The following is a 26626-nucleotide window of genomic DNA, read 5'->3' as shown; positions in this document are numbered from 1 at the left end:
GACCGTCAGCGGGAGAGGTTGGCGCGCACCCTGGGGATGACGTCGCGGGCCATGCGCTCCAGCGAGGCGTTCATCACCGACGGGGGGAGGCCGGGCGGGCCGCCCCAGGTGACCAGGTCGGTGACGTCGTGGTCCTGGATCATGGCGGTCAGCTCGGCGACGCAATGGTCGGCGTCGCCGACGGTCCACACCAGTGGGTTCAGCGGATCGGGCTGGCGCGGACCGGTGCGGGCCGCACGCTCGCGGTCCGTTTGCTTGTGGTCGGCGCTGGCCTTGATGATGCCGATATAGACATCGCGGCGGTACTTCTCGGCCGCAGCCACCGCCTCCCAGACGGGGTCGTCGGCAGGGTCCGAGCCGTCGGTTACATACACGCCGCGGATGATCCCCACCCGCTTGTCGCCGGGATCCCGGCCATCCGCCGCCAGCGCTTCCTTCCACGGGTCCAGCACGGCAGCCTTCGGACCCTGGGGCAGCAGGTTCGTATTGAAGCGGGCAGCCCGCAGCGCCCCGGCGCGGCTCGTGGCCGCCACCCACAACGGCGGCCCGCCGGGCTGCACCGGATCGGGCGTGACCCGCAGATCCTGGTAGCTGTACCGCTTGCCCTGATAGCTGAACGGCTCGCCAGACCATGCCAGCCGCACTATCTCGATGGCCTCCTCGGTCAGCGACACCCGCCGGCTGAGCGGCAGCCCGAAGCCGGCGAACTCATGCGCGGCATAGCCCATGCCGACGCCCAGCTCCATGCGGCCATCGGAGATGTTGTCGAGCACGGCCAGGTCCTCGGCCAGCCGCACCGGGTCGCGGAACGGCATCAGGCAGATGTCGGTGGAGAACCGGATGCTGCTGGTGAGGGCCGCTGCCGCACCCGCCACGGGCACGAAGTTGGGCAAGTAGCCGTCGGCCATGAAGTGGTGCTCGGTGAACCAGCACAGCTCCATGCCGAGCTGTTCGGCCAGCACCACCTGCTCGAACGTCTCGGAGTACACCTGCGGCATCGTCACGTCGCTGCCCGCCGGGCAGCGGAAGTCGTGCACGATCCCGAACCTGAGCGATTGCGCCATGCGGCGAAGCTAGTTGGGCAGCCCCAGGCCGGCCCGGGCTCGTTCGGGTCAGTACCAGGCGTCGGGCACGGCTGATTTGCGGTCTTCGACGAAGGCTTGCAGCTCGCGGTCGACTGCGCCCTCGAGGGGTGGGGGCGGCTCGTAGTTGGCGAGGGTTTGCTTCCACTGCTGGTTAGCTCGCTGGGCCATGTCGAGCGCACCCTCTTCTGACCACTGCTCGAACGAGCGGGTGTCGCACAGCGTGGCCTCGAAGTTGGCTGTCTCGAAGTTGGCGATGGTGTGGGCGGTTGCCAGGTAGTTGCCGCCCGGGCCGGCTTCGCTGAACGCCTCGCCGCCGAGCTCGTTGCTGTCGACGGACAGGCCGTCTATGAGGCGATGCAGCATGCCGCAGCGGTCGGCGTCCATCACGAACTTCTCGTACCCGAGCGTCAGCCCGCCTTCCAGCCAGCCAGCCGCCTGCAGGATGAAGTTCGCTCCGGCCAGCAATCCCGGCGTCATCGCATCGGCTGATTCCTGCATGGCTTGCGCGTCGGCGACCTTCGAGGCCGTGTAGTGGCCACCGCAGCGAAACGGCAGGCCGAGTCGCCGAGCGAGCTGTCCGATCGCGTAGGTGGCCAGCGTCGATTCGGCAGTGCCGAACGTGGGCGCACCCGAGCGGAGATCCATCGTGGTCAGGAAGTTGCCGTAGATCATCGGCGAGCCGGGCCGCACAAGCTGGGTGAGCGCGATGCCGGTCATGGCCTCAGCATGGGCCTGTGCGACAAGGGCGGGCTGGGTGACGGGCCCCATGCCGCCGCCGATGATGAACGGCGAGATCAGGCAGCCCTGGTTCGCCCGGGCGTAGGCCTTGAGGGCACCGCTCATGGTGGCGTCCCACACGAGTGGCGAGTTCACGTTGACGTTGCCCTGGATGACGCAGTGCGTCTCCATGAACTCGGCGCCGAACACGATGCGGGCCATTGCGATCGAGTCCTCGGCCCGCTCGGGTGCGGTCACTGCGCCCATGAACGGCTTGGCCGACCAGCGCAGGTGGGCATCCACCATGTCGAGGTGGCGCTTGTTGACCGGCACGTCGACCGGCTCGCACACCGTTCCGCTGCCATGCGCCAGCCACGGCGACATCCAGGTCAGCTTCACGAAGTTCCGGAAGTCGTCGATGGTGGCGTAGCGGCGGCCTTCGTCGAGATCCGTCACGAACGGCGGGCCGTACGTCGGCGTGAACAGCACGTGATCGCCGCCGATCTCGATGCGCCGGCCGTCACGGCCCCACATGGAGAACTGGCGTGGAGCGGTCGAGCAGAGCTGCCGGGCCAAGCCGGGCTCGAAGCGAACCCGCACGCCGTCGACGTGCGCCCCGGCGGAGCGGAACAGCGCTAGCGCCTCGTCGTCGCCACGGAACTCGACGCCGATCTCGGACAGGATCCAGTCGGCGTGCGCCTCAAGCTGTTCCAGTGCGACATCGTCCAGCAGCTCGTAGGTGGGAATGCGCCGACGCGGCGTGAGCTGCTCCGCAGACGGCAGCGGCGCAGCAGTGCGTGCCGCGACCCGACTCGACCGCCCCCGCCGTGTGCGGCGTTCGCTGCCACCTCCGCCAGCCATCGGCACATTCTGGGCTACGTCTCGCGTCGCCGTGCCCGACGCCGACCACAGCACAGGTCGGCGCCGCCAGTCCGTACGTGCGCCGCCGCATCTGCGAACCAAGCAGGACCAGTCTGATCCGCCCGAGAGGGCTTCGATCCCGCTGGCTACTGTGCTGTCGCTGCGCAACACAGCGGCTGCTGAGCGAGAGGATGCCCCGATGTCCGACGGCTACGAGAACCTGAGCATCGATGCGCCCGCCGACGGCGTCACCCGCATCACCTTCAACCGGCCCGAACGGCTGAACGCGATTACGCATGGGCTGGTCAGCGATCTCCACGACGCGCTCAGCGCTGTCGACAACGACCACGACACCCGCGCCATCGTGCTCACGGGCGCCGGCCGAGGTTTCTGCGCCGGGCTCGACCTGACCGGTTACGGCACGGTGCCGGGCACCGAGGACCACGGCGGCCCTCAGCGCGGCATGGCTGTCCAGCAGGAGATCGCCGAGCTGGTCCACCACATGCGAGACGTGCGCCAGCCGATCATCGCAGCCATCAACGGCGCGGCAGCCGGCGGCGGGTTCGCCATCGCCTGCGCGTCCGATGTCCGCTACTGCGCCGAGACCGCCAAGTTCGGCACCGCCTTCGTGCGCCTCGGCATCTCGGGCTGCGACATCGGCGTGAGCTGGATGCTGCCCCGTCTCATCGGCGCCTCCCGGGCCTGGGAGCTGCTGCTCACCGGCCGGGTGATCGACGCCGCCGAAGCCGACCGCATCGGTCTCGTCAGCGCCGTGGTCCCCGACGACGACCTCATGGATACCTGCCTCGGCGTCGCCGCCGAGATCGCCGCCAACAGCCCCTTCGGCGTATGGATGACCAAGGAAGTCATGTGGTCGAACCTCGAGATCGGCAGCCTGCGCGCCGGCATCGACCTCGAGAACCGCACGCAGATCATGTCCTCGCTCACCGAGGACAGCAAAGAGGCCATGGCGTCGTTCCTCGAACGCCGCCAAGTGAAGTGGTCCAACCGCTGACCCGGATTGCCGTCGGCAGCCCGGCGCGCTAGTCAGCCAACAGCCGCACTCGACTCCGCTCGACGCCGGGGTCGACGCAGCGCCGGGCTGCGCTCGCAGCGCGAAACTGATTCGTCTTCGACGCACCCGCCATGCTGTGATGCCCACATGGCATCACCACGCTTGGCTGGCGATCTGCAGCACATCGATCAGATGCGCGCCCGTCGTCACGCCGGCTCGGCTTTCGGTATGCTGCTGCGTATAGAGCTGGCGCCTCCGATGAGGTGTCTGGCCGGGTCTCAGGGCCCGGCGCATAGAACTGGCGCTTCTGATGAGGTGCTGAGCGGGAGCCGAAAAGGCTCCCGCTTTTGCGTTCGGAGGATCGATGGACTCCTTTCTGATCTTGGTTGACGCGGGCTACGTGTACGCGTCTGCAGGAACACTCGTCCATGGCACGAAAGCCCGTCACGAACTGTTGCTGAATCACGGTGCGCTACGTGACCATCTTGAGTCCTTTGGACGCGAGACGACTGGCGTCTCAATGTTGCGGATGTACTGGTACGACGCCGCTCCCAATCGGATGCCGACCCCCGAGCATGACCACATTGCGAGCCTGCGTGCAGTTCAGCTTCGCCTTGGCCGCTTGTCGAATGCCGGACTGCAGAAGGGCGTTGACTCCCTCATCTACCGAGATCTGTTCACGCTGTCGCAGTCCGGCCGAGTCAGCGACATCTTCTTGGTAGCCGGCGATGAGGACCTGTTGGAAGGCGTGAACGCGGCGAAGGACTTCGGCGTGAGAATCAGCCTGATTGGAATCGAACCCAACCGGAGCAACCAATCAGACGCGCTTCGCCACGCCGCGGATGCCGTCTACATTTTTCAGCGCGAGCAGCTTGAGCCGCTCATGCATCGCAAGCGAAGCGTCGAATCCTCGCAGCCGCCCTCAGCGGATCGGTCTGGCGCTCATCAGCAGTCGGAAGTACATGACGGCGACAGTGACGCCGAGTCAACACCAGATGGCGATGAGATTGTTCGGGGCGCTGCGAGGCAGGTCGCGCATGAGTATTGGTCGCAGTCCGATGCTGACGAACGTGCCTATCTCGAAACCGAGGAGCGGCGTGCCGTTGCGAATCGACGACTCCCGCAGCGGACGGACGGCTGGATGCTGCGAGTCGCGGCCGAAGGGTTGAGCCGACGCCTCACCGAATCCGAGAAGTGGCTCGCGAGAGCCGAATTCTGGAAGGAGATCGCAGTGATTCTCGGAGAGGCTGATGGATCGTCCACAGCTGGCACCGAGGCACGCGACGCCTGATCCGATCCGCGGGCTGGCCGCGCATCTGACTGATCGTCGAGCAACCGGTGGTCGACAGATCGTCGACCCTCGGGCTGCCAAGCGCATCCCCGGCGCTGGGCTAGCCGGCGGGCTGGGCCACCTGGTCCGGCTTGAACTCGAACAGGTACGGGTCGAGCGATTCCTGGGCGGCGATCCGCCACTTGTGCCAGTAGCCGCCGCCGTAGTACGCCAAGCTGCCCGGCTCGGCGTCGCCGTGACCGTTGTAATACGACAGGCAGTCGCGCAGCGGCGCGGTGGTGATGTCGGCCACGCGGCAGTGCTCGGCGTAGTTCACCTCTGAGTCTTCGGTGATATCCACCACGTTCCACGCCTTGTCGCGCATCTCGGTGAGCATCCAGATGATGTAGTCGCCGTGGGTGTCGATGGCGTCGGTGAAGTTGAAGCTGCCGCCGCCGCCCTGCGGGCCCGACACGATGAACAGGTTCGGGAAGCCGTGGCTGTGCAGGCCCAGGAAAGTCCGGGTGCCCTCGGTCTGCCACTTCTCGCTCAGCGTCACGCCCTCACGGCCCGAGATCATGTTGAACGTCGACGTCGCCATCCACTGGAACCCGGTGGCGTAGATCAGCACGTCCAGCGGGTACTCGATGCCCTCGTGCACCACGCCCCGCTCGTTGATCTCCTGCACGCCCATCGGGGCAGTGTCCACCAAGTGAACGTGGGGCAGGTTGAACGTGGGCAGGTACTCGTCGTGGAAGGTGGGCCGCTTGCAGCCGTAGGGGTAGTACGGCTTCAGCGCCTCGGCGGTCGCAGGGTCTTCCACGATCGCGTCCACCCGGGCACGGATCTGCTCCATGATCCGGAAGTTGGTGTTGAGCTGCTTCTGCACCAGCTCGTCGGGCGACAGCTTGCGAGCGTGCTGCTTGCGCTCCTTGAAATCGTCGACCCGGCCGGCGAGGTAGTCGTCATTGGCCTTGATCGCGGTGCGGCCCGATGAGATGCGGGAGAAGCGCTTGCGGCGGGCCCGTGCCCAGCCGGGCTCCTTCGACCACTCGGCGATCTCCTCTGGGTCGGTCTCGCGCTGGTCGCGCACGTCGATCGACGATGGCGTCCGCTGGAACACGTACAGCTCGCCGACCACCTTGGCGATCTCGGGGATGACCTGCACCGCCGTGGCCCCGGTGCCGATGATGCCCACCCGCTTGCCTTCGAGGTCGATGTTGTAGTCCCAGCGTGACGTGTGGAACGACTCGCCCGCGAAGGAGGCCATGCCGTCGATGCGGGCCAGCTTGGGGCTGGTGAGGATGCCGTTGGCCAGGATCACGTAGCGAGCCTTCATGGCATCGCCGCGGTCGGTGTAGACGGTCCAGCGTCCGGTCTCCTCGTCCCACACCGTGGAGTCGACGGTGGTGTGGAACAGGCAGTGGTCGTAGAAGCCGAACTTGTCGGCCATCGCCTGGCAGTACTCGAGAATCTCGAAGCCCGAGGCGAACTTCATCGTGGGGATGTACTTCATCTCTTCGAGCAGCGGCAGGTAGCTGTACGACTCCACGTCGCAGGCGATGCCCGGGTAGCGGTTCCAGTACCAGGTGCCGCCGACGTCGCCGCCCTTCTCGCAGAAGCGCACGTCGGTGAATCCGGCGCTGCTCAGCTTGTGCCACAGCAGCAGCCCCGCGAACCCGGCGCCGATGCACAGCACATCGCACTCGTCGTGGAGCGCCTCGCGCTCGATCGGCGGCTCGGAATAAACGTCGTCGAGATAGCGCTTGAACTCGCCCTCCATCGCCATGTAGTCGGCAGCGCCCCGGCGCGCTTCCTTGAAGTCGCGGTACTTGGCCTGCTCTTCGGCGTTGAACACGGCACCCGGCGGGGGCGGGGGCAATTCCTTCAGTTGCTCATCGGCATTGACCGAGTAGCCCTTGCCGGCGATCTTCTCGGACGCCTTCGCCGCCTTGGTGTTGAAGATCTTGCGACCCGTCGCGGGATCGATGCTGATCGCCGGGCGCCCGCCCGCGTCTGTTGCCACCTGGCCCTCTGACATGGTGCGACCTCCGTGAATGCCCCATTCGATGTTAGGGGAGGCGTCCGCCGGCGCGCCGGGGTGTGACAGCCTTCGCAGAGACATGCAGCGCGACACGCCGCGGACTTTTGTGTGGGCCCTCACCGGGGCCGTTGTGCTCTTCGCAGTGCTCGCTGTGCACCTGCGCACGGCGATCGCGGCCGGCGGACCGGTCGCGGTTCCCGACATCCCGGCCTACCTGGGCATCGCCCAATGGGTCGGCGGCGATGGGCTCGCGCTCCGCGATGTCCTGTTCCAGCCGGGGTACGGGCTGCTGATTGCGCCGCTGGTAGCCGTCTCGAAGGTTTCACTGCTGGAGACCCAAGGCGAGGCAGTGCACTACCTGGCTCTGGTCGTCAACTCGCTGGCGGCAACCGCTGCTGTGGTGGTGGCAGCCCGGCTCGGCCTGGTGGGATCGCAGCGATGGTGGGTGGCTGGGGCAGGGGGACTTCTCGCGGCGGTGCACCCGTCGCTGTCGAGCGCTTCGCGCATCGCCTGGCCCGAGACCCTGCTCACCCTCGTCGTGCTCGCGGTGGCGCTCGCAGTGGGCTTCGCTGTGGCGGTTGACGGCTCGGCAGCGAGCCGGCGAGCGTGGGCACGTGCGGGCCTGATCGCCACGCTGGCTGTGGCACTGCATGCCCGCATGATCGTGCTGGTCGTTGCGGTCGTGTTGACAGCACTGCTGTGCCGGATCGGCCGCCGAGCATGGTCGGCCCTCGCCGCCGGCCTGCTCGTCGGCGGGGCTGCGACGGCAGCAGCCCTGACGCTCACCGACACCTGGCCGACCAAACGGCTGAGCGAGGCAGCTCAGCTCGACAGGGGAGCGGAGCCCTTCGCCACCGTCTCGGGCCAGCTCCTGGCGCTGGGCGGGGGAACCCTCGGCCTCGGCCTCGTCGGCTTGGTCACCGGTCTCGCTGCGACGCTCTGGTTGGTCCGCAGATGGCGCGTCGGCGATCCCGTCGGGTCGTCGAGTTCGATGTCTCAGACCCTGCAGCCGCAGCAGGGGACTGCTCTGGCCCGCCCCGACGCGCTGACTGCCACGTTGCTGTGCCTCTCATTCGGAGCGACCGGAGCCGTGATGCTCGGCGGCTGGACGCTGACCGGCAGCGAACGCCCTGATGCGATGCTCTACGGGCGGTATGTCGACCCGTGGGCCGTGCCGCTGGCCGTCGCGGCGCTCGCACGGCTCGCGACCCGGCAACGAAGCCGCCCCGACGCACCTGCACTGCTCGGAGCGAGCGCGGTCGTGGCCGCTGTCGCATGCGTCGTGGTCGTGGGTGCTGCAAGCGGCTACGGCGCCGCGGCGCGCCGCATCATGACTCTGTCGTTCAGCCCTGCGTGGAGCTGGCTCGATGAGCGCTTGGGTGCAGTGGCCGTCGCGGCTTTCGTGGTGACACTGTTCGGAGTCCTGCTCGCCGCGGTGACCCAGCGCGGGCGTGCGCCGGCTGGCCACGGCGAGACGGTCCCATCGGCCTCGCCGCCGACATCAGACGCAGCATCTGCCACTGCCCGCGTGCGTGCGGCGAGCACCCCCGCAGTTGCCATGGGCGTACTCGTGGCGACAGTGCTGGCGCTGGGGGCGACGGCCACCGTGTTGAACCACCGCCATCTCGCCGATGTCGGCGCTGTGGCACGCGATCAGGTCACTGCAGCCGCGACGGTGTCCGACGCTGTCGAGGACGACGGGCTGGCCTGTCTCGCCCACGACCGCACCGAGGTGCCCGACTATGCGCTGTGGCTCTACCGGCTGGAGCTGCCCGACATCACCCACGAGCGCGTCGACATCACTACCGGCGACCGGCCGTGCTCGGCGATGGTCATCGCCCATGACGACCTGACGGCGCGCTGCTCGAACGCCCGGCATCTCGTCGACGAGCCTGCAGCATCGTGGGCGCTGTGGCACCTACCCGAAGGTCGATGCATCGGCTGGTGAATGCCCCGCTGCGGTGCATAGGGATAGCGTCGCATGATGGCTTCACAGCAGCGGCATCCGTTCCGGCTGAGGTGGCTGCCATCTCGACGGGCCGCCCGCGCCGTGATTCCCACCGCGGTGGCCGCAGGTCTCGCGTGTGTCGCATTCGGATGTTCAGACACGTCATCCAGCGATGTCGCGGCCGCCCCCGAGGCGACGGCGGAACCCGCCCCCGGGGCGACCGTGGCGACCGCCACGAGCACCTCCGCGCCAGCGACAACCGCTGCACCCACGGCAGCTCCGGTGACAACGCTGGCGATCATCCCACTGCAGGTCGAACAGATCCCCGGCGACCCACCGGAGGTCACCGTCTCTGCGCTGCGCGACGGCATCTTGGCGCCGTCGCTGCCGGAGCCGCTCGTCTCGCCGCTGGACATCATCTCCGGCGGACCTCCGCCCGACGGCATCCCCCCGATCGAGTCACCCGAGTTCGAACGTGCCTCCGAGGTCGGCTACCTGCAGCCTCAGGAGGCCGTCGTGACGCTCACGATCAATGGCGATGCCCGCGCCTACCCGGCGCAGGTCATGATCTGGCACGAGATCGTCAATGACACCATCGGCGGGGAGCCGGTCACGGTCACCTTTTGCCCGCTGTGCAACACCGCCATCGCGTACCACCGCCGGCTCGGCGACCGCATCTTCGACTTCGGCACCTCGGGCAAGCTCTACAACTCGGCGCTGGTCATGTACGACCGCCAGACCGAGAGCCTGTGGACGCACTACACCGGCCAAGCCATCGCCGGCGAGCTCACCGGGACCCAGCTCGAGCTGATCCCCATGGCGACGGTCGCCTTCGAGACCTTCCAGGCCGAACATCCCGACGGGCTCGTCTTGAGTCGGCCCGCCGGCTTCGGGCGGTCCTACGGCAGCAACCCGTACGTGAACTACGACGCGCCCGATGGCATCCCGTTCCTCTTCGCCGGCGAGCCTGACGATCGACTGCCGCCGCAGACCCGCGTGCTCGTCATCCGCCACGCCGGGGACGCCATCGCAGTGGTGCACGAAACGCTGCGGTCCGAGGGCGTCATGACGGTCGATGTCGGCGGCACCGGGGTGGTGGCGTTCCACCTGCCGGGCACCGCAACACCGATCCAGAACTCCCAAGTGGCCTTCGGCCGGGACGTGGGCGCAACGGCCGTCTATGACCCGACGGTGGACGATCAGCAGCTCACGTTCGCTCGCAAGCCGGATGCTGCGAGCTCGGTCGAGCCCGGAGCGTTCGTCGACGATCAGACGGGTTCGACATGGTCATTGCTCGGCCGCGCCCTCGCCGGCCCGCTGGCCGGAGCGCAGCTCGCACCCATCGAGCACATCGACACGTTCTGGTTCGCAGCCGCCGCCTTCGACCCCGGAATCTCCTACATCGGCAGCCTGTAGAAGACCCAGCGTCGGCGTCGAGCGCTAGTCGTCGCCGATCTGGCTCAGCAGGTAGCGCTCGATGCCGATGTCCTGGATGAGGCTCTGCTGGGTCTCGATCCAGTCGAGATGCTCTTCCTCGCCGACCAGCAGGTGCTCGAGCAGCTCGCGGGTGCCGGCGTCGCCCTGGTCGAGGCACAGGCGCACACCGCTGCGGTACCGCTCGATGGCGTGTTCCTCAAGCTGCCGGTCGAGCGCGAGCTGCTCCGGCACGGTCTCGCCGATCATCACGGTGCCCAGCCGCTGCATGTTGGGCAGGGCATCGAGCAGCAGGATGCGCTCCATCAGCTTCTCGGCGTCGCGCATCTCCTCGACGGACTCCTCGTGATACTTGGAGGCCAGTCGGTGATATCCCCAATTGTCAGCGATCTTGGAGGCAGCGAAGTACTGGTTGATGGCCGTCAGCTCGGCCGTCAACGCTTCGTTCAAGAACTCGATGACCTCGGGTGATCCCTGCATGAACTCCAGCTTATGCGCCCACCGCGATCGCTTCGAAGGCGATCGAGTGGACAGGGTGATGCTCGGGGTCGATTGCCTCGAGCACGCACTGGTCGAGCACCGCTTGGATCATGGCGACGCAGCTGCCGCAGTCGGTCCCGGCCCCGCACGCCATCGATACGTCGCGGACTGTTGTGCCGCCGTGCGCGGCAAGCTGCCGGATGGCGGCCTCATTCGTCGCGAGACATTGGCAGACGATCATGGATGTCGGGAACTTCGGTGCAGTGCTGAAGCGCGCACCACCGTGGTGCACGACTCCTTATGGCCCATGTTAGGCACTGCTAACGCACCGCGCGCAAGCGCGGAGTGTGACCGCGCGCAAGCGCGGTATGTCGCTGGGTCGTTCAGTCGCCCGCGGTGACGAGAATTCGCTGGGCGGTGTATGCGCTCACGCCGACAGTGCCCTCGGGCATCCGGACGGTGGCGGTGCCGTCGGGAGCAACCGAAATGACCTCGCCTGCGCGGCCCGGCATGAGCCCCGAGTGCTCGAGGAATTCCAGTTGCCCCGGCTCGAATTCGAGTTCTTCGGGAATGCGCTCCACGGTGAAGGCGCCGCTGGTGCCGACGTCGGCGAGCGGCTTCGCATCTGGCGGGGCCACATAGTCGGTGCCGGGAATCGGGTTGCCGTGAGGGCACGTGTTGGGATCGTCGAGCACGTCCATCATCGCCCGCTCCACGACGGGCGAGATGACGTGCTCCCAGCGGCCGGCCTCGTGATGGGCGACTGCCCAGTTGAGCTTGAGAATGTCGGTGAGAAACCGCTCGGCCAGCCGGTGCCTTCGCACCACGGTGGTGGCGATCTCCTGTCCCTCGTCAGTGAGGCTGATATGGGCGTCGTCATCGACGCTCACCAGGCCCTCACGTTGCATGCGGCGGATCATCTCCGACACCGCCGGCCGCGAGACGTCCAGCCGTTCGGCGATGCGCGCCTGGATGACCTCGACCCCGTCCTCCGCCAGCTCGTACACCGTCTCGGAGTACTCCTCGAAGGCCGGATGGTGTTCAGTCGGCTCATACCCCACGGTCGCCACCATACCCCTAGCCCAGACTTTCGCTGCACCGACTTTGCAGGCGCGCAGCTACCGCTCAAGGCAGACTGACGCCGTCCGCATCGGGCGCCGGGGCGCGGAGGGGAGTGCGAGATGGATCTGCAACTGGCAAGAAAGAACGTCCTCGTGACGGGAGCGGGCCAGGGACTCGGGTTGGCCATCGCTGCGGCATTCGCTGACGAGGGTGCGAACGTGGCCTTCGCCTACAACGTTTCGAGCGAGGGGGCGGAGAAGGGAGCGGCGGCCGCGCAGGAATCAGGCCGGGCGGCGCTCGCGATCCGTTGCGACGTCACGCAACAGGAGGAGGTGGACCGCACTGTCAGCGAGGTGGTCAGCGAGTTCGGCACGGTCGACGTGCTCGTCAACAACGCCGCCTACACCGACACCGGCCCCTTCGTCGACGCCGATCCAGACGATCTGGCCCGAATGGTGGACGTGACCGTGATGGGCACCCTGCGGATGACTCAAGCGGTAGTGCGGCACATGGTCGATGCCGGTGTCGAAGGCTCGATCGTGTCGCTGATGGGCGACTCAGGCCGGGTGGGCGAGAGCCGCTTGGCGGGTGTCGCAGCGACCCGGGCATCCACGATGGGCCTGATGAAATCGGTCGCCAAGGAGTTCGGTCGCAACGGCATCCGCGCCAACACGGTGTCGCTGGGCCTGGTGCGCTCTGAGAGGTTCGCCCACCACACGGGCAATGCCGACGACGAGCGCATGGCCCGTATCGCCAAGATGTACCCGCTGCGCCGGGTCGGCGTGCCCGCCGACGTGCCACCGATGGTGCTGCTGCTGGCGTCGCCGCTGTCGAGCTGGATCACCGGCCAGACCGTTTCGGTCAACGGCGGCTACTCGATGGTCTGAGCGTCAGGCCGGACGGCAGACGAGGCGCTGCCGACACCCCGACCGGGAAGATTGCAGCGTGGCAGACGAGTCGTTCCGGCTGGATGAAACAGCGCCCACCGAGGGCGGTCCGTTCGGCAAGCCCGTGCCGCGACGGGAGGACGGCCGGCTGCTGCGAGGACGCGGCCGCTACATCGCGAACGTCCGCTACGACGGGCAGCTCGCGGTGGCGTTCGTGCGCAGTCCCGTCGCCCATGCGCGGATTGCCTCGGTCGATGTCGCCGCTGCCCGGCAGGCCCCCGGCGTGGTCGACGTCGCGACCGGCGCCGACCCGGACTTCGCCGGCTTGGCGCTCATTGCCGAGTCGGCACTGCAGACACATGTGAACACCCCCCAGCCGGTGCTCGCGACCGAGAAGGTGCGCTACCAGGGCGAGGCCGTCGCGGCAGTGGTCGCCACTACCCGGTCAGAAGCAGTCGACGCCGCCGAACTCGTCGAGGTGACCTACGACGAGCTCCGGGTGCACGTCGACGCTGTCGCTGCCGCAGCAGATCCCTCCGAACCGGTGCACGACATCGCGCCCGACAACCTCATCGTCACCCGCACCTTTGATGCTGGCGACGCCGGCGCGGCGCTTGCCGGCTCGCACCTGGTGGTCGAACGCCACTACCGCACCAACCGGCACGGGGCCACGCCCATGGAGGGCCGCGGCGCGGTGGCGATCTGGGACAGCGGCGGCACCAAGCTCACGCTGCACGCCACCTCGCAGGTGCCGTACCTGCACCGCAACGGCCTGGCCAAGGTGCTCGGATTGGCTGACGGCGCCGTGCGCATGGTGGTCGGCGACGTCGGCGGCGGCTTCGGCGTCAAGGGAGCGCTGTATCCCGAAGATGTCGTGGTCAGCCAGCTCGCACGACGGCTCAGCCGCCCCGTCGGCTGGGTGGAAACCCGCTCAGAGCACATGGCAACCGCGCTCCACGCCCGCGACCACCACTACTCGGTGCGCGCCGGCTTCGAGGCCGACGGCACGCTGGTGGCGATCGATGCGGTGCTGCATGCCAACGTGGGCGCGTACAGCTCGCCGCCATGGACGGCGGGCATCGAGCCGCTGATGGCCGGTGGTCTGCTGACCGGCCCGTACAAGCTCGCCCACTACCGCTGCGAGGTGCTGGGCGTGGCCACCAACACCACGCCGACCGGCCCGTACAGGGGTGTAGCCCGGCCCGCGACGGTGTTCGTGATGGAACGCCTGCTCGATGATGCAGCCGCCGAGCTCGGCATGGACCCCCTCGACATCCGCCGTCGCAACCTCGTAGCACCCGACGACTTGCCCTACACCGCCCCCACGCGGCTCGTGCACGACTCGCGCACTTACCTCGACTGCCTCGAACAAGCCGTCGAGCTCATCGACTACGACGCGTTTCGTTTGGCACAGCAAGCTGCTCGCGCCGACGCGGACGGCCGGCTCACGGGCATCGGCTTCGCTTGCTACAACGAGCTAACCGGTCTCGGCCAGAAGGCCTCGGCGGGTCCGCGACTGCCGTTCCGCACCGGCCACGAGTCGGCTGAGGTGCGGGTGGACCCGTCGGGAGCGATTACCGCGGCCATGGGCGTCACCTCGCAAGGCCAGGGCCTAGAAACCACCATGGCGCAGGTCGTGGCCGCCGAGCTTGGCGCTGGCGTCGAACAGGTGACCGTCGAGATGGGCGACACCGATCGCATCTCGTTCGGGATGGGCGCCTTCGCCAGCCGCCAGGGCGTGATTGGCTCGGGCGCCGCCACGCTGGCCGCTCGCGCTGTGCTGGCAAAGGCACTGGTCATCGCGGCTCACCTGCTCGAAGCCGAGCCCGAGTGGCTGAGCATCGACGACGGCTTGATCCACACACAGGACGCGCCCGCGGTCGGCGTCACCCTCGGCGAGGTCGCCCATGTGGCGTACTTCGAGCCCCACCGCTTGCCGCCCGGCCTGGAGCCCGGCTTGGAGGCCATGCGCTTCTATGACCCGATGACCGGCACGTTCGCAGCGGGCGCGCAAGCCGCCGTGGTCGCGGTCGACCTTGACACCGGCGAGGTGGACCTACAGCGCATCGTGTGCGTGGAGGACACCGGCCGCGTGATCAATCCGATGATCGTGGAAGGCCAGATGCACGGCGCCATCGCCCAAGCTGTGGGCGGCGCGCTGTACGAGCACTTCGTCTACGACGCCGACGGCCAGCTCCATTCAGGCACGTTCATGGACTACCTGGCCATCACCGCCGACCGGATGCCGTCGATCGAGCTGGGTCATATCGCCGATCCGGCGCACAACCTCAACCAGATCCGCGGCGTGGGCGAGGGCGGCACCCTCGGCCCCTACGCCGCCATCGCGAACGCCGTCTGCGACGCCCTCGCACCGTTGGGCATCACCATCGACGAGCTGCCCCTTAGCCCCGCCCGCATCCACGCAGCAATCGCCGCAGCTCGCTCCCAGTCATAGATCGCACCATCCGGCGCTCGCCTGACGACCTCACTGCACAGATGCGGGCGTTGTACGCGCTGCAGACCTTTGTGCACCTGTTGCATGCGCCAAGGAGCGCGCATTGCGTATAGGCGAACCGTGCGCATCTACGCTCCTCGTATCCATCGATGGATGCGGCGCTCCCCGCGACTCTCAGCAAAGGAAGGACGCCATGTCTACCTACCTCCCCCCGGCAACTGGGCGGTTGGCAGCTCTGGTTGCGGGCGTGGCCATCCTGGTGGCGGCGTGCACCGGTGCCGCGCCGGATGATGATGCGACGGCCGATACATCAGAGGCTCCTGCGCCGGCGACAGCACCGGCGTCCAGCGACCAGGCGAGCCCCGGTGTCTCCGATGATCGTGTGCTGTTCGGGCAGTCTGCGGCATTCAGCGGCCCGGCGCAGGCATTGGGACATGCCATGCGCTTGGGCATCGAGGCCGCGTTCGCGGAACAGAACCAAGCAGGCGGCGTGCACGGCCGCATGCTTGAGCTCGTCACGGCAGATGACAGGTACGAGCCGGGATTCGCCTTCGCGAACACCCGCGACCTGATTACGAAAGAGCGAGTGTTCGCGCTGATCGGAGAGGTGGGAACGCCGACTTCACGTTCCGCTGTTCCCCTTGCCGAATCGCGGGCCGTGCCGTTCGTGGCTCCGTTCACCGGCGCAGGCTTTCTACGCGATCCCGATCTCAACTCGGTGGTCAACCTGCGAGCCTCCTACGCGCAGGAGACCGAGCACATGGTGGAGCGTCTCACCGAAGACCTGGGCGTCACCAGGGTCGCGGTCATGTACCAGAACGACTCGTATGGGCAGTCCGGCCTCAACGGGGTGATCGAGGCTCTGGACAAGCGCGGGCTTGCACCGGTCGCTACCTGGTACTACGAGCGAAACTCGAGCGCCGTGAAGGCTGCGGTGTTCCACATCGGTGACGCAGATCCCGAAGCGGTCATCTTCATCGGTGCCTACCAGCCCGTGGCCAAGGCGATCACGCTGCTTCGCATGGACATTGATCCGGTCTTCATGGCGGTCTCGTTCGTGGGAAGTAATGCGCTCGCACAGGAGCTGGGAGATGATGCGCCCGGCGTGTACGTCACACAGGTGGTTCCGATTCCAGATGATGCCGGGACCCCGGTCGTGGCGGAGTACCGGGAGGCGCTCAGCGAGTTCGATCCGAGCGCTGCGCCCGGGTTCGTCTCGCTGGAGGGGTACCTCGCAGGGCGATTGGCCATCGTCGCACTCGAAGCGTGCGGAGCAGACCTGACCCGCGAGTGCTTCTTGAGCGCATTCTCCGAGTTGGGTGCCGTCGACCTGTCCGGCGTCAGCCTCGAGTACGGCCCGGGTGACAACCAGGGCTCAGACGAAGTTCTCCTGACCGTGATCAACGACGACGGCAGGTTCGTTCCGGCGACGAACCTCGGCGACTCGCAGTAATGAACCGCCTGCGGGTGTCGGCTCGGCTGGCGACGGTCACGCTGGTCGCGTTTGCGATCATCGCCGCGAGCACGGCCGTGGCGTGGATTGCCGTCGGGGATTCAGCAGGCCAACCAGACGAAGAACCCGACATCGGCGCGGTGACGTCGGCTCTGGCATTTGTACGGCAAGTGAAGTCGGTGGCGGACGCCGCCACGGTGAGCACGCAAGCAAGCATGACGCCGGAGGACTTGGCCGAGTCACGGGCCTCCCTGGACGCCGAAATCGAAGTGCTGCACAGGCAGCTCGACGCTCTGGAAACCGCTGGGTACGCGCAGGCCGCGGCGGCGATGCGGGATATGACCGTTGAACTGGCGCGCAGATCGGCGGAGATCGAAAACCGTCGCCCGGAGCTCGCGGAGGTCCGACGCGAGTCTGAGCGACGCCGCCAAGAGCTCATCGCGACCACCAATTGGCAACTCCTGCCCGCCTCTGTAGCGAGCGAGGACGACGTGTTCTATCGCTTGATCACCGACGGCGGCGATGCCGTCACCCCTGACGATCTGCTGCGGTATTCGCGCCTCGCGCTCTTGACGCAACAGGTCGACCAGGGCTCTGTCCTGCTGGAGGTTGCGGCGAGGCAGTCTGACATCGCGTTCGTTGCCACCGTCGAGGAGAACGTCGACTTGGTGATGTACCAGCTCTCCGACAGCCTCGACGTATTTGCCGAAGACACCCAGCAAGATCTGCAGCCCGCGCTGATCCCGCTTTCTCGAGACCTCGTGGACGCTGCCTACGGCGACGCGAACCTGATCGACATGATGAAGTCCCGCTTGGGCTTGGCGGCATCCGAAGCGCGCAACATCGCTGCGCTCGAAGGGATCTTGGTATCGCTGCAGACTGAGGCCACGGCGCTCCTGGCCCAGACCATCGACAGCGTCGGATCTGTCGATAGATACGGCGGGATCGCTGATGCTTTGGACGCTGCACTGGCGACCGACCGGCATCTGAGCGCAGTTGCGGCAGTTGCCACGGCCAGAAGCGCCCCGACGACGCCACTGGGTGAGATGCCGGCAGTCCGCGATGCTGCCGCGGCCGGCTTCGCTGGCGTTCGCCAGCACTTGGACGTGCTCGACGGCGCAGGTCACAGCGATGTGGTCGCGCCGATGCGCACGTCGGTCGACCGCATGCAGTCGAATGTCGACAATGTCCACGATGGCCGCCCGGCGCTGGTTGAGGCCTTGCAGTCCGCAGCAGGTCAGCGGGCGCAGCTGAGGGCCTTCTTCGACTACCAGCTTCGGCCGGCGGTGGTCTCGAGCCTCGACAACCAGCTGTATTACATGCTGACCGGCCGCAGCGAGTTTGCCGACGGCGGGGCGAGCGGCTCTGAACCGCTGTCACGTGAGGAGCTCTTGCGCTACCGGCACCTGACGCTGATCTTCAACTCGCTCTTCCGGACCTTCTCTGGCCTCATCATCGCCATCATCATCTCCGAGCCGACGCTGATCGCCGAAGCCGAAGAGAGGTTTGCGACCGCGGCGCACCGCCTGGAGTCGAGCATCGGGTACTTGGAGCAAGAAGGCGGCAGCGAGGTACATCCTCAATTGGTCCCGTTGGCTCGCCAGTTCATTGCCTTCGGCAACGGGGAGGCGAACTTTTTCGACTCGCTGCGGCACCGCCTTCCGCTCATCGCTCAAGAAGCGCAGCTGATCGAGTCGAGCCGTCAAGCGACGCTCGAACTGCAAGCTGGCATCGACACGTTGCTTGACGACGTTCTCTCCGACGCTGCCGCTCTCGATCCCGATGCCAACGAACCTGATGCGCGGGTGATCGTGCTGGTGATCGGCATCGTTGCTGCGATCGCCACGCTGCTGCTTGCCGCTGAGGTTTCCCGGCGCCGCGATCCCGAGTCGGTCTGAACCGTTCGTTCGAGGCGTCAACCGGGCTCAGCGTCGCTCAGGTGTGAGCGCCTGAACCCAGATAGGCATCGACCACCGTCTCGTTGGCCCGGATCTCCGCTGAAGTGCCCTCAGCGATGATCTGGCCGAAGTTGAGCACGTAGATGTAGTCGCAGATGTCGAGCACGAGATTCATGTCGTGGTCGATCAGCAAGATCGACACACCCTCAGATGCCACGTCCAGCAGCCGGACGCCCAGCGCGATGCTCTCGGCAGTGGTCAACCCAGCGGCCGGCTCGTCAGCCAGCATCACCCGAGGATCCGAGGCCAGTGCCCGCGCAACGCCGACCAGCTTCTGGCGGCCGAGCGGGAGGTTGGCTGGTCGCGTCTCAGTGTCACCGACCAGGCCGACGATTTCCATCGCTGCATCAACCCGCGATGTGTCCGTCGGCCGCTCGGGTATGACGAGATCGGCGAGCACCGAGCGCATCGAGGATCGCTCGGCGGCGACCTGCACGTTCTCGCGCACGGTCAGGTCATCAAACAACTCCAGCGACTGCCATGTGCGCGCCAACCCCCGCTGGGCGCGCACATGGGGGGCTTCACGGGAGAGCCGTTCCTCGCAGAACGTCACACGCCCACGGGACGGCACAAATCCGGTCAGCGCGTCGATCAGCGTCGTCTTGCCGGCGCCGTTCGGTCCGATCAATCCCACGATCTCGCCCTCGCGGACTCGCAGCGACACCTGGTCCAGTGCTTTGAGCCCGCCGAAGCGCACGGTGAGATCCTCGACTGCCAGCACGACCGGCTCACCCTCGAAGCTCCGCTGCCGTTCCTTGCGTCGATACTCGGACAAGCGAACCGTCTCGCCGAACTCCCCGCCGGCAGGTTCGGTGGGCATCGCTCCGAGTTCGCTGCGCTCGCGCGCCTCGGCCCGGGCCCGCCTGCGTGACCGGAATGCTCGCAAGCGTGCGAGGTTCTGGCGGTACGCGCCGGCCACGCCTTCGGGGAAGAAAATCGCAGTTGCTACCAGGGCGACGCCAGCCACCAACTGGTACCACCGGCCTAGTTCGGCAATCCGATCTGCGGTGATGTAGACGATGCCGAGCGGGGCGAACAGCCCGGCGATGATGGCGCCGGGCACGCTCGTGATCCCGCACAGGTAGGCCAGCGCCAAGAAGCTCAGGCCAATGAGCACGGCGAAGCTCTCCGCGGAGAGCTGGCCCCGGCTGTAGCCGATGAACGCGCCGCCCACGCCAGCCAGGAACGACGCGAGCGCGAACGCCAGCATCTTCGTGCCCGCAACATTGATGCCGACTGACGCGCCCGCCCGCTCGTTGGAACGGACGGCCAGGAAGCGGCGCCCGGTCGCACTGCGGGCCAGGTTGCCCACCGCGATGGCGCACACGGTCACCACGGCCAGCACCAGGAATCCGAATTCCATGCGGGCGAAGTTCCTGCCTTCGCGAATGCTGAGGTTCGCGCCGAACAACGAAGGACCTGTAATGGGATTGCCGTACAGACCAGTGATGGCGGAGTTGCGGAACACGAACTCCTCGAGCGCGACTGCACCGGCCAGTGTGACGACCGCGAGCTGTGCACCGCGGATGCGCAGGGCGGAGACGCCCACCACGAGCCCGAAAGCGGTGGCCATGAGCGCTGCGAGCAGCAGCGAGATGGGAAACGGGATGCCAACCGAATCGCCCAGCTTGCTGAGCGCGAAGCCCGCGGCTCCCGCGATGGCAGCCTGGGCCAGCGAGATCTGGCCGACGAGGCCGGTCAGCACCACCAGCGACAGCATGACGATCGTCATGATCATGCTGGTCATGATCCCGATGCGGTAGCTGCCCTGCGCCACAGCGGTCAGCACTCCGGCCGCCACCACGGCCGATGCGACAACGCTCGGTCGCATCTTCGGCCGTACCACCTCGGGCAGGGCATCGGCTTCGACGGCACCACGGGTCGGCAGGTTGTGGCCCAGGCCGAACAGGGCGATCACGATGACCCCGAACGGCAGCGCGTCGGGTATGCCGGTGATTGCCCAATCGGGCCACCACGGATTGGTGGTCTGGTACACGACGATCGACTGGAAGATGCCGAGCCCGAACGCGGCCGCCACCGTGACGGCGATGGACAGCAACCGACCGATGACCGCAGCGGCGAGTGCCGGAACGATCGAGAGGTATGTCCACGGGCTGAGGGAGACGATCGGCGAGGCCATGATCAGCAGGAAGCCGACGAGGGTGCTCGACAGCACCCACGTCGAGCCGGCCAGCACCTGCGGCGAGTAGCGGGCCAGGCTGACCGCCCGCTCATTCTCGGTAGAGGCTCGCGTGGCGAGCCCCAAGCGCGTGAAGCGGAACCACGCCCATGCCGCCGCGGCGGTCAGCAGCACGACGGCCGTGAGCCAGAGGCGATCGCGAGAGAAGCTGACCCCCGCGAAGCTCACTGGCTCGTTGGGCAGGATCGGAGCGACGACGCGGGCGCTGCTCATGAAGTGCATCACGATCAGGGCTTGGATGACCAGCAGCACGCCGACCGACGCGACCACGCGAGCCAGGATCGGGGCTCGCCGGAGCGGCCGGAAGACCAGGAAGTGCACCATCAGCCCGATGAGGCTGCACGACAGCACGGCAAGGATGATTGCCACCCCGAAGGGCACGCTGCCTGAGCTGCCTCCGAGGCTGATGCGGCTGCGAATGATCACCAGCGGCAGCACGAGATCGCCGGTGTCGCTGAGCTCGTCGTATACGTACGCCCCCCACATCGCCATCGCGCCCGTGGCGAAGTTGATGATGCCGGTGCCCCGGTAGGTGATGACCAAGCCCATCGACAGTGCCGCGTAGAGGCAGCCCGATCCCAAGCCGATGATCGCGAACAGCAGGTATTGGTCCACGCTCCCCTACAACCCGCTCAGCTCGTACGCGTCAAAGAGTCCGTCGCCGACCACGATCCGGCGCAGCGATCCGTCGTCGGCCTCGACGACCTGCCAGACCATGATGTGCGACATGCAGTGCGAGGACTCCGGCGGCCATGGTGCTTGACCGCAGCGCAGGTTGGGGCCGAACCATCCGGGAGTCTCGCCGGCGTTGGTGAACGCGTCGGTGATCGACTCCGAGGTGATCGGGCCCTCGATGGTCTCGAGGATGAACTTGATCTCGCGCCATGCTCCGTAGGGGGCGATGGCGAAGCCCTCGATCAGCTGCTCGTGACCGGCCGATGTCATGTGGTCGGCGTATTCGGCGAGGCGTTCTTGGATCTCGGGCGGCGCAAATTCGGCAACCCACGGGACCCACTGGTCGCCTTGGGTGTAAGTGCCGATGGCGGCAGACCCGAGCACGCCGATGTACAGCGTGCAGGACCCGGCGAAGATCGGCTTGTCGAAGCCGCTCGCGGCGGCCGATCCGACCATGCCGATGCAGCCGAATTCGTCAAGCTGGCCCATCATGCCCTCGACACCGGCGGACTGCGCCGCAGCGATGGCGGCGGTCCAATCGGGCGCCGCGATGTCGACCACGACGCGCTCCATCTCGATGCCGTAGTGCTCGAGCACCGGGGCGATGATGTTGTCCATGAAATCCAAGGCGGTGGAGGAGTCCTGGACGACGACTGCGATGTGGTCGATGCCGAGTTCGGAGAAGGTCTTGGCGGGTCCCACGGCGAATGCCCCGGTTGCCACGTGGAGCAGGAAGGAGCCGGGACTGTTCCTCTCGGTTTGGCCCCACGAGTGGGATGAGACGTAGGGAATGCCGGCGTCGAGCCACAGTCCGAACGCCGCTTCGGAGCCCAGCTCGACGCCCATGTAGGCCATGTCGACGTCTTCTTCGATCAGCTTGATCGCGCAGTTGATGGCGCTCTCGGGCGTGCCGTCGGAGAGGCAGACGACCGGCTCGATCATGGCACCGTGGATCCCGCCGGCGTCGTTGATCACCTCGATGGCCACCTCGCCGCCGATGCGCAGCTCCGGCAGCGAGATGTTGCCGCCCTCGTTGTTGACGTAGCCGACCCGGATGACCTCGCCGGTGCGGTCGATGGGTGCGCCGTCGTCGCCGTCTTGTGCTGGTTCGCCGCCGGTGGGTTCATCGTCCGGCGTGTCGCCGCCGGCGGAGGTGCCGGCAGCGTCGCCAGGCGCTTCGGCTGTGGTCGCCGCCGGCTGGGCGCCGTCGCCATCGCCGTCCGAGCTTGCGCATGCAGCAGCAACGAGCCCGACAGCCAGCAGCAGCACCGAAAGGCTGCGCCGATAGCTGATCCGTCTCGCTGTCACACCTGTCGCTTCCCGCTCTTGTTCGCTGCGCTCACGGGCCGCACGGGCCACGGCTTCGCCTGTCGGCTCAGCCTCTAGGAATCGTGTCAGTGGTGAACCCATAGAGGCCACGACGCTACTCCTGGTCAAGGGTGCGCTCCCCGAGGTAGCTGGCCTCGAGCACCTCGGGCCGCTGCGCCAACTCGTCCGCGGTGCCCGACAGCGCCAGCTCGCCGTGATTGAGGACGTACGCCCTGTCGGTGATGGCGAGTGCGGCATGCACGTGCTGCTCCACGAGCAGCACGGCGGTGCCGGTTTCGTCGGCGATGCGCCGCACGACCGGCAGCAGGCGCTCCACGATGATCGGCGCGAGCCCGAGGCTCATCTCATCCACCATGAGCAGCTTCGGATCGGCGATGAGCTTGCAGCCCAACGCCAGCATCTGCTGCTCGCCGCCAGAAAGCAACCCAGTCCGGCGATCCAGCAGCGCCTCGAGCGCGGGGAACCAGCCGATGATGTCGGCTTCGGTCACCTCGCTGCGACGGTGGCGGTGCAGGCGCAGGTTCTCCGCGACGCTGAGCTGGAAGAAGATGCCGCGATCCTCGGGCAGCAACGCGGCGCCCCTGCGGGCCACCTGGTGCGCGCTGGCCCCGCCGAGCGGCTCGCCGAGCACATCGATCTCGCCGTCGATCGGCCGCAGTATCCCTGCGATGGTCAGCAGCGTGGTCGTCTTGCCGGCACCGTTGGGCCCCAGCAGCGCCACCACCTCGCCGGGATGGACGTGCAACGACAGGTCGCGCACGGCGGGCACGCCGCCCCAGCCGGCCACGAGGTTCCGCACGTCCAGCGCCGGGGCCGTCGAGGCATCGTTGCCCGGCATCTGCGTCTCGGTGCTGGTCATGTGAACGCGCTCATGTGTGGACCTCAGAACCAAGGTAGGCGTCGATGACGGCTTCGTTCGCACGAATGTCGGCGGCGGTGCCCTCGGCGATGATCTGGCCGAAGTCGAGGACGTAGATGTAGTCGCAGACCTCCAGCACCAGGCCCATGTCGTGGTCGACCAGCAGGATTGACACGCCGCCCTCGGCGATGTCGATGATCTCACGGCCCAGTGCCCGGCTCTCGGCGGTGTCGAGACCGGCTGCTGGCTCGTCGGCCAGCATCACACGCGGAGAACTGGCCAGAGCCCGGGCCACGCCGACCAGCTTCTGGCGCCCGAGCGGCAGGTCGCCAGGCCGGACGTCAGCATCGCCTGCGAGACCGACGAGGTCGAGCGCCGAGTCCACGCGTGTGAGGTCCACCGGTCTCGCGGGCTTGACGAAGTCCGCGAGCACCGAGCCGACGGTGGCTCGCTCGTCGGCGACTTGCACGTTCTCTCGCACCGACAGATCCCCGAACAGCTCCAGCGACTGCCACGTACGCGACAGGCCCAGGCGCGCCCGCTGGTACGGCTGCTCGGTTGTGAGCTCAGCCCCGCAGAATTCGATCCGCCCCTCGGAGGGAATGAACCCCGTCAGCGCGTCGATCATCGTGGTCTTGCCTGCGCCGTTCGGCCCGATCAGCCCGACAATCTCGCCCTCGCGGACTCGCAGCGACGCGTCATCGACGGCCTTGAGGCCGCCGTAGCGCACGGTCAACTCGTTGATTGCGAGCACGACCGGGGCATCGTCGAAGCTCGGCCGTTGGGTGGCGCGAGGTGCCGGCGCAGCCGCGGTGGGCACCGCCTCGGGCCCAACCGTGCCCGCGCCAGCGGCGTCGTCGCCGTCGACGGGCGCGGCCTTGGCGGCGGCGCGGGCAGCCAGCCCGGCGCGCATCTTGTCGAAGTTCTTGCGGTTCGCGCCCGCGATTCCCTCCGGATTGAAGATTGCTGTCAGCACCAGGCCGATGCCCGCCAGGATCTGGTATGCCGTCCCGATGTCGAGGGCACGGTCCAAGATCACAAATCCGATGCCCAGCGGGGCGAAGGTGCCGGCAATGATCGCGCCGGACACCGTGGTGATGCCGCCCAAGTAGGCGAAGGCCAAGAAGCTCAGTCCGACCATGACGGTGAAGCTGTCCGCAGACAGCTGCCCACGGCTGTAGCCGAGGAACGCACCGCCTACGCCTGCGAGGAACGACGCGATGCCGAACGCCAGCAGCTTGGTGTTCGCAATGGAGATGCCGACCGATGCGCCGGCACGCTCGTTTGACCTCACGGCCAGGAAGCGCCGGCCGGTCGCGCTGCGTGCCAGATTCCCGACGAGAATCGAGCACACCGTGACGACGAGCAGCACGAGGATGGCGAACTCGACGCGTGCGATCGTGCGACCTTCCCGGATGCCCATGTCGAGGCCGAACAGCGTCGGGTCCGCGATGGGGTTCCCTGCCGCCTCGGCCAGCTGGGTGTTGCGGAAGATGAACTTCTCCAGCGCCACGGCGCCCGCCAGGGTGACCACGGCGAGCTGAGCGCCACGGATCCGCAACGCGGGAATACCGATCAGCACGCCGAAGACGGTCGCCACCAGCGCGGCCAGCAGCGGCGAGATCGGGAACGGAATGCCTGCCGCGTCGCCCAGCTTGCTGAGGGCAAAGCCGGCAGTGCCGGCGATGCCGGCCTGCGCCAGCGAGATCTGCCCGACGAGCCCGGTGAGCACCACCAGCGACAGCATGATGATGGTCACGATCATGCTGGTGATGATTCCGAAGCGGTAGCTGCCCGAAGTCAGGGTGGCCACCACGCCTGCGCCGATCACGACCGGGGCAATCACGGCGGTTCGCATCTTCGGTCGGTACACCTCGGGCAGCGGATCCGACTCGACCGCCCCGCGGCTCGGCAGCGAATCACCGACCACGAAGAGCGCGATGACGATGACCACGAACGGCAGGGCGTCGGACAGCCCCGCCTTCGCCCACTCAGGCCACCAGGCCTTGGTGGTCTGGAACACCACGATGGACTGAACCATTCCCAGCGCCAGCGCCGCAGTCACCGTGACGGCGATCGACGAGAGTCGCCCGATGAGCGCCGCAGCCAGCGCTGGCACGATGGCCAGCACGTAGGTCAGCGGGTTCAGGATCACCGTCGGCGAGGTCAGGATGACGATGAAGCCGACAACGGTGCTCGACAGCACCCAGGTGGAACCGGCAAGCACCTGCGGTGAGAAGCGGGCCAAGCCGATGGCCCGTTCGTTCTCTGCAGATGCTCTCGTGGCCAGCCCCAGACGCGTGAAGCGGAACCACGCCCACATCGCCACGGCGATCACGATGACCACGCCGGTGAGCCACAGGCGATCGCGCGAGAAGCTGATGCCCGCGAAATCCACTGGCTCGTTCGGCAGGATCGGTGCCACCGCTCGCGGTGTGCTGGTGAACTGCATCACGATGAGGGCTTGGATGGCCAGCAGCACGCCCACCGATGCCACGACGCGCGCCAGGATCGGTGCCCGTCGCAGCGGGCGGAACACCAGGAAGTGCACGAGCAGCCCGATGAGGCTGCACGACAGCACGGCCAGCACCAATGCAAGCGCAAAGGGCACCGAGCCCACGCCGTCGCCGAGGCTCACCTTGTGCGGGATGATCGCGACCGGAAACACTAGGTCGCCGGTGCGGTTCAGCTCATCGAAGACGTAGGCGCCCCACATCGCCATCGCGCCGGTGGCGAAGTTGATGATGCCGGTTCCGCGGTAGGTGATGACCACGCCCATCGAGATGGCCGCGTAGATGCAGCCGAAACCGAGCCCGACGATGGCGAACAGGAGATACTGCTGCACGTCGTGTAGGTCGAGTGCTCAGCTCTTGGCGAAGCTGTTGGCGGCTGGG

18 protein-coding genes are annotated in these 26626 nt (G+C 67.3%); 8 read left to right on the top strand and 10 right to left on the bottom strand.

Going from position 1 to position 26626, the window contains the following annotated elements; genetic code table 11:
• Positions 1 to 5: 5 nt before the first annotated feature.
• Both ACOGW9_RS06400 and ACOGW9_RS06395 read right to left on the bottom strand, forming a co-directional pair.
• Positions 6 to 1064: an LLM class flavin-dependent oxidoreductase gene (locus tag ACOGW9_RS06400; RefSeq protein ID WP_419909481.1), complete on the bottom strand. Its 1059-nt coding sequence runs from the start codon at positions 1062 to 1064 to the stop codon at positions 6 to 8.
• Positions 1065 to 1112: 48 nt separating this feature from the next.
• Complete coding sequence (locus ACOGW9_RS06395; protein WP_419909479.1) at positions 1113 to 2663, bottom strand: trimethylamine methyltransferase family protein; 1551 nt, start codon at positions 2661 to 2663, stop codon at positions 1113 to 1115.
• Positions 2664 to 2862: 199 nt separating this feature from the next.
• On the opposite strand from ACOGW9_RS06395, the gene ACOGW9_RS06390 reads away from it, so the two are divergent.
• Positions 2863 to 3678: an enoyl-CoA hydratase/isomerase family protein gene (locus ACOGW9_RS06390; protein ID WP_419909477.1), complete on the top strand. Its 816-nt coding sequence runs from the start codon at positions 2863 to 2865 to the stop codon at positions 3676 to 3678.
• A gap of 364 nt (positions 3679 to 4042) precedes the next feature.
• Positions 4043 to 4969, top strand: coding sequence for an NYN domain-containing protein (locus ACOGW9_RS06385; protein WP_419909475.1), 927 nt, complete (start codon positions 4043 to 4045; stop codon positions 4967 to 4969).
• A 100-nt stretch (positions 4970 to 5069) separates the two neighbouring features.
• On the opposite strand, the gene ACOGW9_RS06380 is transcribed toward ACOGW9_RS06385, so the two are convergent.
• Entirely contained in the window at positions 5070 to 6974 is a 1905-nt protein-coding gene (locus ACOGW9_RS06380; protein WP_419909473.1) for a flavin-containing monooxygenase, read from the bottom strand.
• 97 nt (positions 6975 to 7071) lie between these two features.
• Here ACOGW9_RS06380 and ACOGW9_RS06375 point away from each other — a divergent pair, with 97 nt between their 5' ends.
• Both ACOGW9_RS06375 and ACOGW9_RS06370 read left to right on the top strand, forming a co-directional pair.
• Positions 7072 to 8940 (top strand): hypothetical protein, encoded by a 1869-nt coding sequence (locus ACOGW9_RS06375; protein WP_419909471.1) that lies wholly within the window; start codon positions 7072 to 7074, stop codon positions 8938 to 8940.
• A 36-nt stretch (positions 8941 to 8976) separates the two neighbouring features.
• Entirely contained in the window at positions 8977 to 10356 is a 1380-nt protein-coding gene (locus ACOGW9_RS06370; RefSeq protein WP_419909469.1) for a DUF3179 domain-containing protein, read from the top strand.
• Between the two features lie 24 nt (positions 10357 to 10380).
• Here the strand turns inward: ACOGW9_RS06370 and bfr are convergent, their stop codons facing one another.
• The 3 genes from bfr to ACOGW9_RS06355 all read right to left on the bottom strand — a co-directional run bounded on the left by bfr (position 10381) and on the right by ACOGW9_RS06355 (position 11915).
• Positions 10381 to 10854: a bacterioferritin gene (gene bfr, locus ACOGW9_RS06365; RefSeq protein WP_419909467.1), complete on the bottom strand. Its 474-nt coding sequence runs from the start codon at positions 10852 to 10854 to the stop codon at positions 10381 to 10383.
• 10 nt (positions 10855 to 10864) lie between these two features.
• A complete protein-coding gene (locus tag ACOGW9_RS06360) occupies positions 10865 to 11095 on the bottom strand; it encodes a (2Fe-2S)-binding protein (protein ID WP_419909465.1) in 231 nt (76 codons plus the stop codon).
• Positions 11096 to 11237: 142 nt separating this feature from the next.
• Complete coding sequence (locus tag ACOGW9_RS06355; protein WP_419909463.1) at positions 11238 to 11915, bottom strand: metal-dependent transcriptional regulator; 678 nt, start codon at positions 11913 to 11915, stop codon at positions 11238 to 11240.
• 120 nt (positions 11916 to 12035) lie between these two features.
• Between ACOGW9_RS06355 and ACOGW9_RS06350 the strand changes: the two genes are divergently transcribed.
• The 4 genes from ACOGW9_RS06350 to ACOGW9_RS06335 all read left to right on the top strand — a co-directional run bounded on the left by ACOGW9_RS06350 (position 12036) and on the right by ACOGW9_RS06335 (position 18609).
• Positions 12036 to 12803: an SDR family NAD(P)-dependent oxidoreductase gene (locus ACOGW9_RS06350; protein ID WP_419909461.1), complete on the top strand. Its 768-nt coding sequence runs from the start codon at positions 12036 to 12038 to the stop codon at positions 12801 to 12803.
• Between the two features lie 58 nt (positions 12804 to 12861).
• Positions 12862 to 15258, top strand: coding sequence for a xanthine dehydrogenase family protein molybdopterin-binding subunit (locus tag ACOGW9_RS06345; protein WP_419909459.1), 2397 nt, complete (start codon positions 12862 to 12864; stop codon positions 15256 to 15258).
• Positions 15259 to 15451: 193 nt separating this feature from the next.
• Positions 15452 to 16711, top strand: coding sequence for an ABC transporter substrate-binding protein (locus tag ACOGW9_RS06340; protein WP_419909457.1), 1260 nt, complete (start codon positions 15452 to 15454; stop codon positions 16709 to 16711).
• Complete coding sequence (locus tag ACOGW9_RS06335; protein ID WP_419909455.1) at positions 16711 to 18609, top strand: hypothetical protein; 1899 nt, start codon at positions 16711 to 16713, stop codon at positions 18607 to 18609. The genes ACOGW9_RS06340 and ACOGW9_RS06335 overlap by 1 nt, the downstream gene beginning before the upstream one ends.
• A 37-nt stretch (positions 18610 to 18646) precedes the next feature.
• Here the strand turns inward: ACOGW9_RS06335 and ACOGW9_RS06330 are convergent, their stop codons facing one another.
• From ACOGW9_RS06330 to ACOGW9_RS06315, 4 genes are read right to left on the bottom strand one after another with little or no spacing between them, the layout of a single operon-like run.
• Positions 18647 to 21484, bottom strand: coding sequence for an ABC transporter permease subunit (locus ACOGW9_RS06330; RefSeq protein ID WP_419909453.1), 2838 nt, complete (start codon positions 21482 to 21484; stop codon positions 18647 to 18649).
• A 6-nt stretch (positions 21485 to 21490) separates the two neighbouring features.
• A complete protein-coding gene (locus tag ACOGW9_RS06325) occupies positions 21491 to 22954 on the bottom strand; it encodes an ABC transporter substrate-binding protein (RefSeq protein WP_419909451.1) in 1464 nt (487 codons plus the stop codon).
• Between the two features lie 13 nt (positions 22955 to 22967).
• Positions 22968 to 23732, bottom strand: a complete 765-nt coding sequence (locus ACOGW9_RS06320) for an ABC transporter ATP-binding protein (protein ID WP_419909449.1) — start codon at positions 23730 to 23732, stop codon at positions 22968 to 22970.
• A gap of 10 nt (positions 23733 to 23742) precedes the next feature.
• Entirely contained in the window at positions 23743 to 26577 is a 2835-nt protein-coding gene (locus ACOGW9_RS06315; protein ID WP_419909447.1) for an ABC transporter permease subunit, read from the bottom strand.
• Between the last annotated feature and the right edge of the window lie 49 nt (positions 26578 to 26626).

It is taken from the genome of Candidatus Poriferisodalis sp. (genome assembly GCF_965203655.1).
In the GTDB taxonomy this organism is placed as follows: domain Bacteria; phylum Actinomycetota; class Acidimicrobiia; order Acidimicrobiales; family Poriferisodalaceae; genus Poriferisodalis.
This window is presented reverse-complemented; position numbering and strand designations above follow the sequence as displayed.